The organism is Roseovarius sp. B-10 (assembly GCF_056859295.1).
On sequence record NZ_JBSXOE010000024.1, the window covers coordinates 36,812 to 52,167 of the forward strand.

14 protein-coding genes are annotated in these 15,356 nt (G+C 66.4%); 6 read left to right on the plus strand and 8 right to left on the minus strand.

The window, feature by feature from the left end; translation table 11 throughout:
• Positions 1–2: 2 nt before the first annotated feature.
• From AC13D8_RS05350 to mdh, 5 genes are all read right to left on the minus strand, one after another.
• Positions 3–2,963 carry a 2-oxoglutarate dehydrogenase E1 component gene (locus AC13D8_RS05350; protein ID WP_482967971.1) on the minus strand — a complete coding sequence of 987 codons (2,961 nt, stop codon included), beginning with the start codon at positions 2,961–2,963 and terminating at the stop codon, positions 3–5.
• A gap of 72 nt (positions 2,964–3,035) precedes the next feature.
• Positions 3,036–3,917: a succinate--CoA ligase subunit alpha gene (gene sucD, locus AC13D8_RS05355; RefSeq protein ID WP_482967972.1), complete on the minus strand. Its 882-nt coding sequence runs from the start codon at positions 3,915–3,917 to the stop codon at positions 3,036–3,038.
• Between the two features lie 73 nt (positions 3,918–3,990).
• Positions 3,991–4,668 (minus strand): class I SAM-dependent methyltransferase, encoded by a 678-nt coding sequence (locus AC13D8_RS05360; RefSeq protein ID WP_129431440.1) that lies wholly within the window; start codon positions 4,666–4,668, stop codon positions 3,991–3,993.
• Positions 4,669–4,708: 40 nt separating this feature from the next.
• Positions 4,709–5,902, minus strand: a complete 1,194-nt coding sequence (gene sucC, locus AC13D8_RS05365; RefSeq protein WP_482967973.1) for an ADP-forming succinate--CoA ligase subunit beta — start codon at positions 5,900–5,902, stop codon at positions 4,709–4,711.
• Between the two features lie 224 nt (positions 5,903–6,126).
• A complete protein-coding gene (gene mdh / locus AC13D8_RS05370; RefSeq protein ID WP_482967974.1) occupies positions 6,127–7,089 on the minus strand; it encodes a malate dehydrogenase in 963 nt (320 codons plus the stop codon).
• Between the two features lie 152 nt (positions 7,090–7,241).
• Between mdh and AC13D8_RS05375 the strand changes: the two genes are divergently transcribed.
• Positions 7,242–7,991, plus strand: a complete 750-nt coding sequence (locus AC13D8_RS05375; RefSeq protein ID WP_482967975.1) for a sulfite exporter TauE/SafE family protein — start codon at positions 7,242–7,244, stop codon at positions 7,989–7,991.
• A gap of 7 nt (positions 7,992–7,998) precedes the next feature.
• On the opposite strand, the gene AC13D8_RS05380 is transcribed toward AC13D8_RS05375, so the two are convergent.
• Entirely contained in the window at positions 7,999–8,325 is a 327-nt protein-coding gene (locus AC13D8_RS05380) for a hypothetical protein (protein WP_482967976.1), read from the minus strand.
• Positions 8,326–8,500: 175 nt separating this feature from the next.
• Here AC13D8_RS05380 and AC13D8_RS05385 point away from each other — a divergent pair, with 175 nt between their 5' ends.
• Genes AC13D8_RS05385 through AC13D8_RS05400 form a run of 4 tightly spaced genes read left to right on the plus strand, consistent with a single transcriptional unit; the run spans position 8,501 to position 11,152 of the window.
• Positions 8,501–9,361, plus strand: a complete 861-nt coding sequence (locus tag AC13D8_RS05385; protein ID WP_482967977.1) for an HpcH/HpaI aldolase/citrate lyase family protein — start codon at positions 8,501–8,503, stop codon at positions 9,359–9,361.
• Between the two features lie 6 nt (positions 9,362–9,367).
• Positions 9,368–9,913 (plus strand): NnrU family protein, encoded by a 546-nt coding sequence (locus tag AC13D8_RS05390; protein WP_104018281.1) that lies wholly within the window; start codon positions 9,368–9,370, stop codon positions 9,911–9,913.
• A 4-nt stretch (positions 9,914–9,917) separates the two neighbouring features.
• On the plus strand, positions 9,918–10,121 hold the full coding sequence (locus tag AC13D8_RS05395; protein ID WP_129431434.1) for a DUF1737 domain-containing protein: 204 nt from the start codon (positions 9,918–9,920) through the stop codon (positions 10,119–10,121).
• A gap of 2 nt (positions 10,122–10,123) precedes the next feature.
• Positions 10,124–11,152 (plus strand): MaoC family dehydratase, encoded by a 1,029-nt coding sequence (locus AC13D8_RS05400; RefSeq protein ID WP_482967978.1) that lies wholly within the window; start codon positions 10,124–10,126, stop codon positions 11,150–11,152.
• A 10-nt stretch (positions 11,153–11,162) separates the two neighbouring features.
• Here AC13D8_RS05400 and AC13D8_RS05405 read toward each other — a convergent pair whose 3' ends face one another.
• On the minus strand, positions 11,163–11,612 hold the full coding sequence (locus AC13D8_RS05405; RefSeq protein WP_129431432.1) for an NUDIX hydrolase: 450 nt from the start codon (positions 11,610–11,612) through the stop codon (positions 11,163–11,165).
• Positions 11,613–11,700: 88 nt separating this feature from the next.
• Positions 11,701–14,166: an ATP-dependent helicase HrpB gene (gene hrpB, locus AC13D8_RS05410; RefSeq protein WP_482967979.1), complete on the minus strand. Its 2,466-nt coding sequence runs from the start codon at positions 14,164–14,166 to the stop codon at positions 11,701–11,703.
• A gap of 211 nt (positions 14,167–14,377) precedes the next feature.
• On the opposite strand from hrpB, the gene meaB reads away from it, so the two are divergent.
• Positions 14,378–15,352 carry a methylmalonyl Co-A mutase-associated GTPase MeaB gene (gene meaB / locus AC13D8_RS05415; protein WP_482967980.1) on the plus strand — a complete coding sequence of 325 codons (975 nt, stop codon included), beginning with the start codon at positions 14,378–14,380 and terminating at the stop codon, positions 15,350–15,352.
• Positions 15,353–15,356 lie beyond the last annotated feature (4 nt).

Below are 15,356 nucleotides of genomic sequence, written 5' to 3' on the forward strand. Positions count from 1 at the left end.
ACTTATTTCCCTTCGATGGTCAGCGCGGCATCCACCAGCGCCTCTTGTTGTGCTTTGTGCTGTTTGGCGAGGCCCGTGGCGGGCGAGGCAGCGGCGGGGCGACCGGCGTATTGGGGCCGCTTGTGCCTGGCCTTGATGCGCGTGAGCACCCATTCGATATTCGGCTCGATGAAGGACCAGGCGCCCTGGTTCTTGGGCTCTTCCTGGCACCAGACCATTTCCGCCTGCTTGAAGCGCTCAAGCTCCTTGACCATGGACATGGCCGGGAACGGGTAGAACTGCTCTATCCGCATCAGGTAGACATCGTCGATGCCGCGCTTGTCGCGCTCTTCGAGCAGGTCGTAATAGACCTTGCCCGAGCACATGACCACGCGCTTGATCTTCTTGTCGGGGACAAGCTCGGTATCGGAATTGCCGTATTGGGCGTCGTCCCACAGCACCCGGTGGAACGACGAGCCGGTGGTGAAATCCGCCGCGACCGAGACCGCCATCTTGTGGCGCAGGAGCGATTTCGGCGTCATCAGGATGAGCGGCTTGCGGAAGGTGCGGTAAAGCTGGCGGCGCAGGATGTGGAAGTAGTTGGCCGGGGTGGTGCAGTTGGCCACGATCCAGTTGTCGCCGCCGCACATGGTCAGGAACCGCTCCAACCGGGCCGAGGAGTGTTCGGGGCCCTGCCCCTCGTAGCCGTGGGGCAGCAGGCAGACGAGGCCCGACATGCGCAGCCATTTCGCTTCGCCCGAGGAGATGAACTGGTCGAACATGATCTGCGCGCCGTTGGCGAAATCGCCGAACTGCGCCTCCCAGAGGGTGAGCGCCTTGGGCTCGGCGAGGCTGTAGCCATACTCGAACCCGAGAACGGCATATTCCGAGAGCATCGAGTCGATGACCTCGTATTGCGCCTGGCCCTCGCGGATATGGTTGAGCGGGTAGTAGCGGTCCTCGGTCTCCTGGTCGATCAGCCCGGAATGACGCTGGCTGAAGGTGCCGCGGGTGCTGTCCTGGCCCGAGAGGCGGACGCCGTAGCCCTCTGTCAACAGAGAGCCGAAGGCGATCGCCTCGGCGGTGGCCCAGTCAAAGCCCTCGCCCGTCTCGAACATCTGGCGCTTGGCGTCGAGCAGGCGGCCCACGGTCTTGTGCAGGTTGAAGCCCTCGGGCGCACGGCTCAGCGCGGCGCCGATCTCCTTGAGCGTTTCGGGCTTGATCGAGGTCTCGCCGCGTTCGTAATCGCCCTTGTGGGGGTTGAGGTCGGACCACACGCCGTCGAGCCAGTCGGCCTTGTTGGGGCGATAGTCCTTGCCCGCCTCGAACTCGTCGCCGAGATGCGACTGGAACGCCGCCTTCATGTCCTCGACCTCGCCCTCGGGGATGAGGCCGTCCTTGACCAGCCGGTCGGTGTAGAGGGCGAGCGTGGTTTTCTGCTGCTTGATCTTCTTGTACATCAGGGGGTTGGTGAACATCGGTTCGTCCCCCTCGTTATGGCCGAAGCGGCGGTAGCAGATGATGTCGATGACCACGTCCTTGTGGAACTTCTGGCGGAATTCCGTGGCGACGCGAGCGGCGTGCACCACCGCCTCGGGGTCGTCGCCGTTGACGTGGAAGATCGGCGCCTCGACCATCAACGCGATATCGGTGGGATAGGGCGAGGAGCGCGAGAAGTGCGGCGCGGTGGTAAAGCCGATCTGGTTGTTGACCACGATGTGCATGGTGCCGCCGGTCTTGTGCCCCTTTAGCCCCGAGAGGCCGAAACACTCGGCCACCACGCCCTGCCCGGCAAAGGCCGCGTCGCCATGCAGCAGGATGGGTAGGACCTTGGTGCGCTCGGTGTCGTTCAACTGGTCCTGCTTGGCGCGGACCTTGCCGATGACCACCGGGTTCACCGCCTCGAGGTGCGAGGGGTTGGCGGTGAGCGACAGGTGAACGGTGTTGCCATCGAATTCGCGGTCGTGGCTGGCACCGAGGTGGTATTTCACGTCGCCCGACCCGTCGACATCCTCGGGCTTGAAACTGCCGCCCTGGAACTCGTGGAACAGCGCGCGATAGGGCTTGCCCATCACGTTGGCCAGCACGTTCAGCCGCCCGCGGTGCGGCATGCCGATGACGATGTCCCGCACGCCGAGCTGGCCGCCGCGCTTGATGATCTGCTCCATCGCCGGAACCAGGCTTTCGGCACCGTCGAGGCCGAAGCGCTTGGTTCCCATGTACTTTACATGGAGGTATTTCTCGAAGCCCTCGGCCTCGACCATCTTGTTCAGGATCGCCTTGCGCCCGTTCCGCGTAAAGCTGATTTCCTTGTCGTAGCCCTCGATCCGCTCCTTGAGCCAGCCGGACTGCTCGGGGTCGGAGATGTGCATGTATTGCAGCGCGAAGGTGCCGCAATAGGTGCGCTTGACGATGGCGAGGATCTCGCGCAGCGACGCGACCTCGAGCCCGAGCACGTTGTCGATAAAGATCGGACGGTCCATGTCGCCCTCGGTGAACCCGTAGGATTTCGGGTCGAGCTCGGGGCGGTGGCCGTGATCGCGCAGGCCCAGCGGGTCAAGCTCTGCGATGAGGTGGCCGCGGATACGATAGGCGCGGATCAGCATGAGCGCGCGCACCGAGTCGAGCACCGCGCGCTTGACCTGTTCGTCGGTGACCTCAATGCCCTTGTCGGCGGCCTTGGCGGCGATCTTCTTGCCTGCGTCCTTGATCTCGGGCTCGGCGGGCCATTCACCGGTCAACGCGGCGGTAAGGTCGTCCGAGGGCTGCGGCGGCCAGTCGCCGCGCGCCCAGGAGGGGCCGGCGGCCTCGCGCGTCACCTCTGATCCGGAATCGCCCAGATCGTCGAAGAACTTCTTCCACGCCTCGTCCACCGCACCGGGATCGCTGGCGTAGCGCGCGTAGAGTTGCTCGAGATACTCGGCGTTGTGCCCCTGCATGAAGGAGGAGGCGTGGAACTGGTCGTTGGAAGATTGGTCGGTCATGATGGCACCTCGGAGGAGCTTGGAACCTTGCGTGTCTGGGCAGGCCGAGGATGCCCCGGCCTGCCGAATGCGTCACCCGATCGCTTCGAGCACGGCCTCGCCGAGGCCTGCGGGGCTGTCGGCGACGACGATACCGGCGGAGCGCATCGCCTCGATCTTGTCATCGGCGCCGCCTTTGCCGCCCGCCACGATGGCGCCCGCATGGCCCATGCGGCGGCCCGGAGGGGCGGTGCGCCCGGCGATGAAGCCTGCGACCGGTTTCTTGCGGCCCTTCTTGGCCTCGTCCTTGAGGAACTGCGCGGCGTCCTCCTCGGCGGAGCCGCCGATCTCGCCGATCATGATGATGCTCTCGGTCTCGTCATCGGCGAGGAACCATTCCAGCACGTCGATATGCTCGGTCCCCTTGATCGGGTCACCGCCGATGCCGATGCAGGTGGACTGTCCCAGCCCCGCATCGGTGGTCTGCTTGACCGCCTCGTAGGTGAGCGTGCCGGAGCGCGAGACCACGCCGCAGGAGCCGCGCTTGTGGATATGGCCGGGCATGATGCCGATCTTGCAGGCGTCGGGAGTGATGATGCCGGGGCAGTTGGGCCCGATCAGGACCGATTTGCTGTCCATCAGCGCGCGCTTGACGCGCATCATGTCGAGCACCGGGATGCCCTCGGTGATGCAGACGATCAATTCCATCTCGGCGTCGAGCGCTTCGAGGATGGAATCGGCGGCAAAGGGGGGCGGCACGTAGATGACGGAGGCGTTGGCCTGCGTTTCGTGTTTCGCCTCGTGCACCGAGTTGAACACCGGCAGATCGAGATGCGTGGTGCCGCCCTTGCCCGGCGTCACGCCGCCGACCATCTGCGTGCCATAGGCGATGGCCTGTTCGGAGTGGAACGTGCCCTGGCTACCGGTGAGCCCCTGACAGATGACCTTGGTTTCCTTGTCTACGAGGACTGCCATTTCTCTGGCTCCTTCCTTTGGTGTTGCTGTTTGTCGTCAGGAGCGCCCTGGAGGCGCGCCTTGCATGGGTGGATCAGGGGGCCTTCTCCTCGGCTGCGTGTCGGTCCAGAGCCTCGACCACCTGCGCGCGCGACCACAGGCCCATCGACCGCTGACGGCGGCCACGGGCGGTATCGAGGAACGCGGGATCGAGGTTGATATCGCCGGTTTCGGGGATTGTCTCCAACGGGTCGGAGAAGTTGAACGGGGCAATGCACGGGTTGAACGGCGCAAAGTCGCCATTCTTGTTCAGCCGCCGGTTCACCGGCGTGTGGTGCATGCTGGTGAGCAGGTACGGGATGCCGCTCTCCACGAAATTTTCGAAGAATTTCCAGCGCAGCCACCACTTGAGGTGAAACAGGCAATCACGGCACATCATCATGTCGGCCCGTGGCAAGGGGTCGGCGGTGATGTCGAGATGGACGAATTCGCGGACCGGGCCCGCGTGTTGGGCCGCGACCGCATCGAGCACGTCGCGGGCGATATCGGCGCCGATGTAATGGACATCGCCCAGATCGACATGCTGCATCCAGAACCAGTCGCCGCAGGGCGCGTCGAGGAAGCGGCGCACGTTGTGGCGGGCCAGCAGCCCAGGTAGCGCGGCGCGCAGGGCGGTCGTGGCCTCGAGCGTGGAGCCCGCGCCGGAGCGCGATTCGACCTTGCGCCCCGACCAGTCCTTGGCCTCGAATTCCGATCTCAGAGCGTCACGCATGGGAAATCCCTCCCGCTCCTGACCACGGCACGCCGCGTGCTCACCCCTTCACCGCCTTCACGATCTTCTGTGCGGCGTCGGCGAGGTCGTCGGCGGCAATCACGTCGACGTCGGAATTGTTGATGATCTCCTTGCCCTTTTCGACATTGGTGCCTTCGAGCCGGACGACGAGGGGCACCTGCAGGCCCACCTCCTTGACCGCGGCGACCACGCCCTCGGCGATCACGTCGCAGCGCATAATGCCACCGAAGATGTTGACTAGGATGCCCTTCACGTTCGGGTCGGAGGTGATGATCTTGAACGCCTCGGTGACCTTTTCCTTGGTCGCGCCGCCGCCCACGTCGAGGAAGTTGGCAGGCTCGGCGCCATAGAGCTTGATGATGTCCATCGTCGCCATGGCGAGGCCCGCGCCGTTGACCATGCAACCGATCTCGCCGTCGAGCGCGATGTAGTTGAGGTCGTACTTGGAGGCTTCGAGCTCCTTGGGATCTTCCTCGGTCGTGTCGCGCAGTTCGGCGATGTCGGAGTGGCGGTAGATGGCGTTGGAGTCGAAACCCATCTTGGCGTCGAGACACTTGAGATCGCCCTTGTCGGTGACGATCAGCGGGTTGATCTCGAGCATCTCCATGTCCTTTTCCACGAACATGCGGTAGAGCGTGCCCATCAGCGCCACGCATTGCTTGACCTGCGGTCCCTTGAGGCCGAGGTTGAAGGCGATGCGGCGTCCGTGGAACGGCTGATAGCCGGTCGCGGGGTCGACCGAGAAGCTGAGGATCTTCTCGGGGGTCTTGGCCGCGACCTCCTCGATATCCATGCCGCCCTCGGTGGAGGCGACGAAGCTCACCCGGCTGGTGCCGCGATCCACGAGCAGGGCAAGGTACATCTCCGTCTCGATGCCCGATCCGTCCTCTATATAGATGCGGTTGACCTGCTTGCCCGCGGGGCCGGTCTGCTTGGTCACGAGCGTGCGCCCGAGCATCCGGCGCGCCTCTTCGGCGGCCTCCTCGACGGACTTGGCGAGGCGCACACCGCCAGCCTCGCCGGCGCCGGGCTCCTTGAAGGTGCCCTTGCCGCGCCCGCCCGCGTGAATCTGTGCCTTGACGACCCAGAGCGGCCCGTCGAGCGCGCCCGCTGCGGTCTTGGCTTCTTCGCCGCGCAGGACCACGCGACCATCCGACACCGGGGCGCCAAAAGAGCGCAGGAGCGCCTTGGCCTGATACTCGTGGATATTCATGAAACTGTCCCGTTTTGCTGCGATTAACACAGGTATAGGCACAGATTCGCGCGCGCATTAAATGGTTTTTTGCGCTTTCGGGGCAATTGGGGCAAATTTCGGGGTTTTGTGATCACGGCGATAAATCGTGTGATCACAAAAGAGACTGAAGGGAATTTATGCTGCCTGAAAAGAATCGGGGCTGGAAATTATCCAGCCCCGGCCGATCTGTATCGGTCGCCTTGTCAGGCGAGCGAGTTGTCGATGCCCTTGCAGGCCTCCACGAGGCCCTTCACCGCGTCAACGGATTTGTCGAACATCGACTGCTCTTCCTTGTTGAGCTTGATCTCGACGATGCGCTCGATGCCGCCATCGCCGATCACCGTGGGCACGCCCACATACATGCCCTTGACCCCGAACTCGCCGTTGCAATGGGCGGCGCAGGGCAGGACGCGCTTTTGGTCCTTGAGATAGGCCTCGGCCATCTCGATCGCCGCGGTCGCGGGGGCGTAGAAGGCCGACCCGGTCTTGAGCAGACCGACGATTTCGGCACCGCCGTCGCGGGTGCGTTGCAGGATGGCGTCGAGCTTTTCCTGCGTGGTCCAGCCCATCTCGATCAGGTCCGGCAGCGGGATGCCCGCCACGGTGGAATAGCGCACCGAGGGCACCATCGTATCGCCATGCCCGCCAAGCACGAAGGCCGAAACGTCGCGCATCGAGACGCCGAATTCGAGGCTGAGGAAATGGCGGAAGCGCGCGCTGTCGAGAACGCCGGCCATGCCGCAGACCTTGTGCGCGGGGAGCCCTGAGAATTTCTGCAAGGCCCAGACCATCGCGTCGAGCGGGTTGGTGATGCAGATCACGAACGCGTCGGGCGCGTTGGCGGCGATGCCCTCGCCGACCGACTTCATCACCTTGAGATTGATGCCGAGAAGGTCATCCCGGCTCATCCCCGGCTTGCGCGGGACACCGGCGGTGACGATGCAGACATCCGCCCCGGCGATGTCGGCATAGTCCTGCGTGCCCTTGAGATTGGCATCGAAGCGGGCGGAGGGGCCGGATTCGGCGATGTCGAGCGCCTTGCCTTCGGGGGTGCCTTCGGCGATGTCGAAAAGGACGACGTCGCCGAGTTCCTTGAGCGCCGCGAGATGGGCGAGCGTGCCGCCGATCTGTCCGGCGCCGATCAGCGCGATCCTGGGTCTGGCCATTGGATTTGTCTCCGTGGGTTGCAAAGCTGCGGCAGGGCGTAGTCCGATTTGTGGCCCCATGCAAGCCCGCGGCACTGCGGCGGATTGGGACGACGGGGTTTTGTATGCGGCAGTATGCTGAGAAATGAGTTCTGAGCCGAAGGGTTAGGAGAATGGACGTCACTTGGGACTTGCTTGCCGTCGGGGCGGTCGCGGCGCTGTTCGCGGGTGTCTCGAAGGGGGGATTCGGCTCTGGCGCAGCCTTTGCGGGGGCGACGATTCTGGCGCTGGTGATCCCGCCGGGGATGGCGCTGGGCATCATGCTGCCGCTGTTGATGATGATCGACCTCGCGACGCTGCGGCCCTATTGGCGGCAATGGGGCGTCACCGAGACGGCGCTGCTGATCCTCGGGGGCCTTCCGGGCGTGGCGTTGGGGGCCGCGTTCTACCGGGTGGCCGACGCTGATCTGCTGCGGCTGCTCATCGGGGCGATCGCGCTGGGGTTCGTCGGCTGGCAGGTGGCGCTCCGGTCCGGTGCGATCCGTGGCGCGGCGCGGCCCTTGCCGGGCTGGGCGGGCCTGATGGCGGGCCTCGTGGCCGGCTTTACCAGTTTCGTCAGCCACGCGGGCGGGCCGCCGGCGGCCGTTTACCTGCTGTCGCGAGGCCTCGGCAAGACCGGCTATCAGGCGAGCACGGTGGCGTTGTTCTTCGTGCTCAACATCGCCAAGGCCGTGCCTTACGGTTTTCTCGGCCTGTTCACCGCCGAGACGCTGCGCATCGACCTGATGCTGGCACCGCTGGCGCTATTGGGGGCATGGATTGGCGTGCGCGCGCACCGGGCGGTGCCGGAGCGCGCGTTTTTCGCGATCACCTACGTGCTGTTGACCGTGACGGGCCTCAAGCTGGTGATCGACGGTCTCTGACGCGCCGTCAGGCGTCGTTGCCCGGGGCGGGCAGGCTGTCGGCGATCGTCTCGAAGCCCTTACCGGCGGCGATCAGGCAGGTGATGCCGTCGGTGCCGGTCACGGTGATGGTCCAACTGCCGGAGGTGGCGGAGGCGAACACCTCGACCACCGCGTTGTTGGCCCCCAGCCCCATCGACTGCGGGGTTTCGCCATAGGCCTCGGCGAGGCGCTGCACCACCGTCTCTCGCGGGGCGCACTGGCCCGATTGCGCCGCCGCTTGCGCGGCCAGAAGACAGGTGAGGGCCGCGGTCAGGCTCAGATTCCTTTTCCTTGCGATCATCGTCACACCCATTCACTTGTTGGTCCCTGCCGTCCCGCGAAAGGATGCCGGAGGAGACGTGAAGACTTGGTTAATGCGGGGTGACGGGGTTCGGGCATGCTGCGTCGCGGCGGAAACTGCTTGAAGTTTTGTGGCAATAAATGGCATTCCTGCGAACGATTGTTACTTCTCAGCGCAAGGACAGATCATGGCCAGCCCCTCCCATCCCTATCGCTCGGTGCTCTACATCCCCGGCTCGAAGGAACGCGCGCTGGAGAAGGCGCGGGATCTGCCGACCGATGCGATCATCTTTGACCTGGAGGATGCCGTCGCCCCCGACGCCAAGGCCGAGGCGCGCGACACGCTGGTCGCGGCGCTGCGCGCGGGCGGTTATGGCAAGCGCGCGCGAATCGTGCGGATCAACGCGCTGACCACCGAGTGGGGGCTGGAGGATGCCCGCGCGCTGTGCGAGGCGGGGCCCGATGCGATCCTGTTGCCCAAGGTCAACACGCCCTCGGACATCGACAACCTGACCGAGGTGATCGGCCCCGACCTGCCGGTCTGGACGATGATGGAGACGCCGGTGAGCGTGTTCAACGCGCGCGAAATCGCCGCGCACCGGCAGGTGACGGGGCTGGTGGCAGGCACGAACGACCTGACCAAGGATCTCGGCTGCCGGGTGCGCGCCGACCGCCTGCCGCTTATGACCGCGTTGCAGATGGTCGTGATGGCGGCGCGCGCGGCAAGGATCGTGGCGGTGGACGGGGTCTATAACCGGTTCCGCGACGGCGACGGGCTCAAGGCGGAATGCGAACAGGGGCGCGACCTCGGCTTCGACGGCAAGACGCTCATTCACCCGGCTCAGATCGAGATCGCCAATACCGCCTTTGCCCCCACCAATTCCGAGATTGAACTGGCCGAACGGCAGATCGCAGCCTATGAAGAAAGCCGGGCCTCGGGACAGGGGATCGCTGTGGTGGACGGGCAGATCGTCGAGAACCTGCACATCGTCGCGGCTCAGCGCATTCTCGACCGGGCGCAGGCGATACGGGACATGGCAGCGGAGTAGCGACCTATGGTTTACCTCATTCTCGGGCTGATCCTCTGGACGGCGGCGCATCTGTTCAAGCGGGTGGCCCCCGAGTTACGCGCGGGGATGGGAAACGTCGGCAAGGGGCTGGTGGCCGTGGGCGTTCTCGCGGGGCTCGGGCTGATGATCTACGGCTACCGGCAGGCGGAGTTCATCAATATCTGGTTCCCTCCCGCGTGGACCGTGCATCTCAACAACCTGATGATGCTGGGGGCCGTGTTCCTCTACGGGATGAGCGCCACCAAGGGGCGGCTGCGCGGCGCACTCCGCCACCCGCAACTGACCGCCGTCAAGGTCTGGGCGGTGGCGCACCTGCTGGTGAACGGCGATCTCGCGTCGCTGATCCTGTTCGGCGGCCTGCTCGCCTGGGCGGTGCTGGAAGTGGTGGTCATCAACCTCTCCGAAGCGTGGGAGCGCCCCGCACCGGGCGAGGCAAAGCGCGACATCATCCTCGGCGTCATCACGGTGGTGCTGTTCTTTGGCATGACCTTTGTTCACAACTGGCTGGGCGTCTGGCCGTTCCCGGGGTAAGGCGATGAAACTCTACCGTTTTCTCAGCGCCGACGACACGTCGGCATTTTGCCACAAGGTGACGGCCGCCCTCAACGACGGCTGGGAGCTGCACGGCGGGCCCACCTATGCCTTTGACGCGGCCAACGGCGTGATGCGCTGCGGTCAGGCCGTGGTGAAAGAGAAAGACGGCAGCTATTCGCCCGACATGAAGCTGGGAGAGCAATAGCGATGAAGACCAATCCGGGCCGGTTCTTCGAGGATTATACCCTCGGCGAGGTGATCCGCCACGCGGTGCCGCGCAGCGTCTCGGGCGGCGAACGTGCGCTTTATCACGCGCTCTACCCGGCGCGGCACGCGCTTTATTCATCGAACGAGTTCGCGCGTGCGAGCGGCCTGCCCGACAGCCCGATTGACGACATGGCGGCGTTTCACATCGTCTTTGGCAAATCGGTGCCGGATATCTCGCTCAACGCCGTGGCCAATCTCGGCTATGCCGAGGCGCGCTGGCTGCGCCCGGTCTATCCCGGCGACACGCTGCGCAGCGAATCCGAAGTGATCGGGCTCAAGCAGAACTCTTCGGGCAAGACCGGGGTGGTCTACGTGCGCACCACGGGCATCAATCAGCATGATCTGCCGGTGATGGAATTCACCCGCTGGGTCATGGTGCGCAAGAACGACATGAGCGCCCCGGCGCCCGACGCGGTGGTGCCGCCGACGGCGGCGGTGGTGGACCCGAACGACCTCATCATCCCTGCCGGGCTCGACTTCACGAATTACGATTTCGGGCTGGCCGGAGAGCCGCACCGGCTGGGCGATTACGAGATCGGCGAGCGGATCGACCATGTGGACGGCGTGACTATCGAGGAAGCCGAGCACATGATGGCGACGCGGTTATGGCAGAACACGTCCAAGACGCATTTCGACGCCACGCCCCGCGCCGACGGCAAGCGGCTGATCTATGGCGGGCATGTGATCTCGATGGCGCGCGCGCTGTCGTTCAATGGGTTGGCCAATGCGCAGATGATCGCCGCGATCAATGCAGGCAGCCACGCCAACCCCTGTTTCGCGGGCGACACGGTGCGCGCGTGGTCCGAGGTGCTCGACCGTGCAGAGGTGGACGCGCCGGGGGTGGGCGCGCTCCGCCTGCGGCTGGTGGCGACCAAGGGCGGTGCGCCCTTCACCCTCAGGGGCGAGGACGGCAAGTACCTGCCCCACGTGTTGCTCGACCTCGATTACTGGGCGCTGATGCCGACCTGAGCCACTGCATTCAGAGGCTGCGCAGGATCGCCTTCAGCTCGGGCTCCCGCACTAGCTTGGCGGCCTTTTTCGCCGGTACCCAGAGCCGCTTGCGCTCTGCCGCCTCGGGGAAGCTGTCGGCAAGATCGCCCTTGCGCAGCCGCACCTTGTAGAGATGCGCGACGATCGGGATCACATTGCCATCGTCGAGCGCCTTGTCATAGAAGAACTGTCCGGCAGGGCGGGCCTTGTCGGCGCCCGCGCGCACGCCAGCCTCTTCCCACGCCTCGCGCATGGCCGCCTGCGCGTCGCTCAGCCCCTTGATCGGCCAACCCTTGGGCACGATCCAGCGCCCGGTGTCGCGGCTGGTGATGAGCAGCACTTCCTTGCGACCCTTTTCCTTGCGCCAGCACAGCGCCGCCACCTGCCGTTCCGGCGGATAGGCAGTGCGCGCGCCAGAGCGCTCGGTTACGGATTGCATCTTTACCATTTGGTCTGCCCTGCCCGGCATGTTCGCATTTTTTCGTCTATTACCGTTTAGGTTATGCGAAAACCGGGCGCCATGCAAATCACCGTGTGTTTCGCGGCGTGTTTCGCGGCTTCGCCCGCAACGTCGGGTCCGCCTCGGTCGGGTCCTCGGGCCAGGGGTGCCGGGGGTAGCGGCCGCGCATGTCCTTGCGCACATCCGCGTAGGAGGTGGCCCAGAAACCGGGAATGTCGGTGGTGGTCTGCACCGGTTTCTGCCCCGGCGACAAGAGCGTGACGCGCAATCGCCGCCCGGCAACGACGGGGTGCTCGGTCTGGCCGAACATTTCCTGCAGGCGCAGGGTGATCTCCGGCTCCTCGCCGGAATAGTCGATGGGGACCTTGCGCCCCAGCGGCGTGAGGAAATGCGCAGGCGCGCTGCTGTCGAGCGCCTGCATCTGCGCCCATGTGAGCCTTGCGCGAAGCGCGTCCAGAATATCGAACGCCTTCCAGTCCCGTGCCGTTTTCACGCCACCGAGAAACGGCAGCAACCATGTCTCGAGCGTGTCCATGAGCGCCGCCTCGGACATGTCGGGCAGGTCCGGCATGCTCTCGCGGCAGAGCGTCACGCGGGCGGCGAAGCGGCGGGCGGCGTCGGTCCAGCTCAACCCGAGGTCGCGCACTCCGTCAAGCATGGCGCGGGCGACCGCCTCTTGCGGCGCGCCCTTCCAGAGCCGGTCATCAAGGATCAGCGCGCCGAACCGCTCCTGCTGCCGGGCGACGACGCGCCGGGCGCGCCGATCCCATGCGCAGACATCCTCCCAGCCGATGCGGTCACCGTAGAGGTCGCGCACTTCTGCCTCGCCGATCTCGATGGCCTGCCGGATGCGCGCCTCGCGCGGGTCGCCGTCGAGGTCGCTGGCGACGATGAGCCGCGCGCCGGACATCGGATCGCCCTCGGGCATGACCGCCCCCTTGCCACCCGAGAGCACGTAGCGCGGGTCATCGCCCTTGCGGCGCAGACCGACGCGGTCAGGATAGGCCAACGCGGCCATCCCGGCATCGCTCATCCCGGCCTCTGCACCCCCGGCCTGTCGGGCCAGGCGTTTCGCTTCGGCGCGGATACGTTCGACCGCGCCGCGATTGGCAGGATGCGGGTGCCGCTCGGCATAGGCGCGCGGATCGCGAATCGCGGCCATGCGCAGGGACAGGTCCACAGGCGCGCCTCGCGCCAGCGGGTCGCGATCCGCCAGCAGCGCCGCCATCGGGGCGGCACCGGGGCCCGCGACGGCCAGCATATGTGCAAGCCGCGGATGCAGGGGCAGCGCGGCCAGCGCGCGCCCGTGATCGGTGATGCGCCCCTTGCCGTCGAGCGCGCCCAGCATTGTCAGAAGCGCGCGCGCCTCGGCGTAGCTGCCGGAATTGGGCGGCGTGAGAAAGGGCAGTGCTTCTGGTTCCGCCCCCCACAGAGCCAGTTCCAGCGCCAGCCCGGCGAGGTCGGCGGCCTCGATCTCGGGCGGCGGGAAGGGGGCGAGTGCGCCCTCCTCGCCGCGCGTCCAGAGCCGGAAGCATAGGCCCTCGGCCACCCGGCCCGCGCGGCCCGCGCGCTGCGTGGCCTCGGCGCGGGTGACCCGCTCGGTCACCAGCCGCGACATGCCCGAGCCGGGATCGAACCGCGCCCGCCGCGCACGCCCCCCGTCCACCACGACACGGATATCCTCGATGGTGAGAGAGGTCTCGGCGATGGCGGTCGCGAGCACGATCTTGCGGCCCTCCGGGCACGGGGCGATGGCGGCGCGCTGCGCGGCGAAATCCATCGCGCCGAAGAGAGGGCGCAGGTGACAGCCGGATGGCAGGCGACCCTTGAGCAACGCCTCCACCCGCCTGATTTCCCCCTCGCCGGGAAGGAAGACGAGCACACCGCCCTCTGTCTCCGCGACCGCGCGCTCCACCAGATCGGCCACGCCTTCCTCGAAGGGCTGCCGCTTGGGCCGCGGGCGGTCGAGCCAGCAGGTCTCGACCGGGTAGCTGCGCCCCTCGGACGTCACCACCGGCACGTCGCCCATCAGCCGCCCCACCGGCTCGGCATCGAGCGTGGCGGACATGGCGAGCAGGATCATGTTCTCGCGCAGCGCGCCTGCCACCTCGAGGCACAGGGCGAGGCCGAGATCGGCGTTGAGCGAGCGTTCGTGAAACTCGTCGAAGATCACGGCGCCGACACCGGGCAGGTCCGGTGCGGACTGGATCATGCGGGTGAGTATGCCCTCGGTCACGACCTCGATCCGGGTCGTCCTCGACACCTTTGCCTCGCCCCGGATACGGTAGCCGACGGTCTCACCCACCCGTTCGCCGAGGGTCTCGGCCATGCGTTCGGCGGCGGCGCGGGCAGCGAGACGGCGCGGCTCCAGCATGACGATGCGGCCCGTCGTCAGCTCCGCGCGCAGCATCTCGAGCGGCACAACGGTGGTCTTGCCCGCCCCCGGCGGGGCCTGCAACACCGCGCGCCCGCGCCCACGCAGCGCGTCGAGCAGGGCGGGGATGGCGTCGTGGATGGGCAGAGTTTGGGTCATGCCCCGGTTATCCGACAGCGGCGCGCGCTTGGCCAGAGGGGGCGTTTCGCGGCCTCTTCTTGGCGAAAATACCCAAGCCCCGGCCTTTGCGGCCCGCGCGGCGCCGGGGTATTTGGACCAAGAAGAAACAACGGGCGTACGCCCCGGTCTGGACATTCCCCGCGCCGCCAAGGCAAGAAGGCGCGGACAGATCAGGCAACCCGGCGGGCGCATGGATATCGAAGAGACGAGCGAGCGGATCATCGCGGGCGACCGGCGGGCACTGGCGCGGGCGATCACGCTGATCGAGAGCGGGCGCGCCGATCACCGGGCGCAGGCCACCGACCTGCTCGAGGCGGTGCGTGGATCGGGGCGCGAGGCGATCCGGATCGGGCTGTCGGGCACGCCGGGGGTGGGCAAGTCCACCTTCATCGAGAGCTTCGGCCTGATGCTGACCGGACAGGGGCTGAAGGTGGCGGTGCTGGCTGTCGATCCAAGCTCGGCGCGGTCGGGCGGCTCGATCCTCGGCGACAAGACCCGGATGGAGCGGCTCTCGCGCGAGCCGGGCGCGTTCATCCGCCCCTCGCCCAGCCGCAGCCACCTGGGCGGCGTGGCGCGGCGCACGCGCGAGGCGGTGGCGCTGTGCGAGGCGGCGGGCTTTGACGTGGTGCTGATCGAGACGGTAGGTGTAGGACAATCCGAGACAGTGGTGGCGGAGATGTCCGACATCTTCGTGCTGCTGCTCGCACCGGCAGGCGGCGACGAGTTGCAGGGCGTCAAGCGCGGGATCATGGAGATCGCCGATCTCATCCTCGTAAACAAGGCCGATGGCGATCTGAAGGCGGCGGCGCAGCGGACGCGGTCGGATTATGCCGGGGCGCTGCGGCTGTTGCGCAAGCGCGCGCAGGACCCCGAGGGCTTTCCCAAGGCGATCTGCGTCTCGGCGCTGGAGGATGAGGGGCTCGAAGGCGCATGGGAAGAGATGCGCGCGCTCATCGACTGGCGCCGGGCCGAGGGGCATTTCGCGGCCCGCCGCGCGGCGCAGGCGCAAAGCTGGTTCGTCGAGGAACTGCGGCAGGGCTTGCTGGCGCGGCTCGACGCGCCGGAGGCGCGGGCCGAGATGGAGCGCTATTCACGGGACGTGGCCGCAGGGACGATCACACCGGCGGCAGCGGCCTCCGAGATGCTGGAAAAGCTCGGCCGCTGAGCCC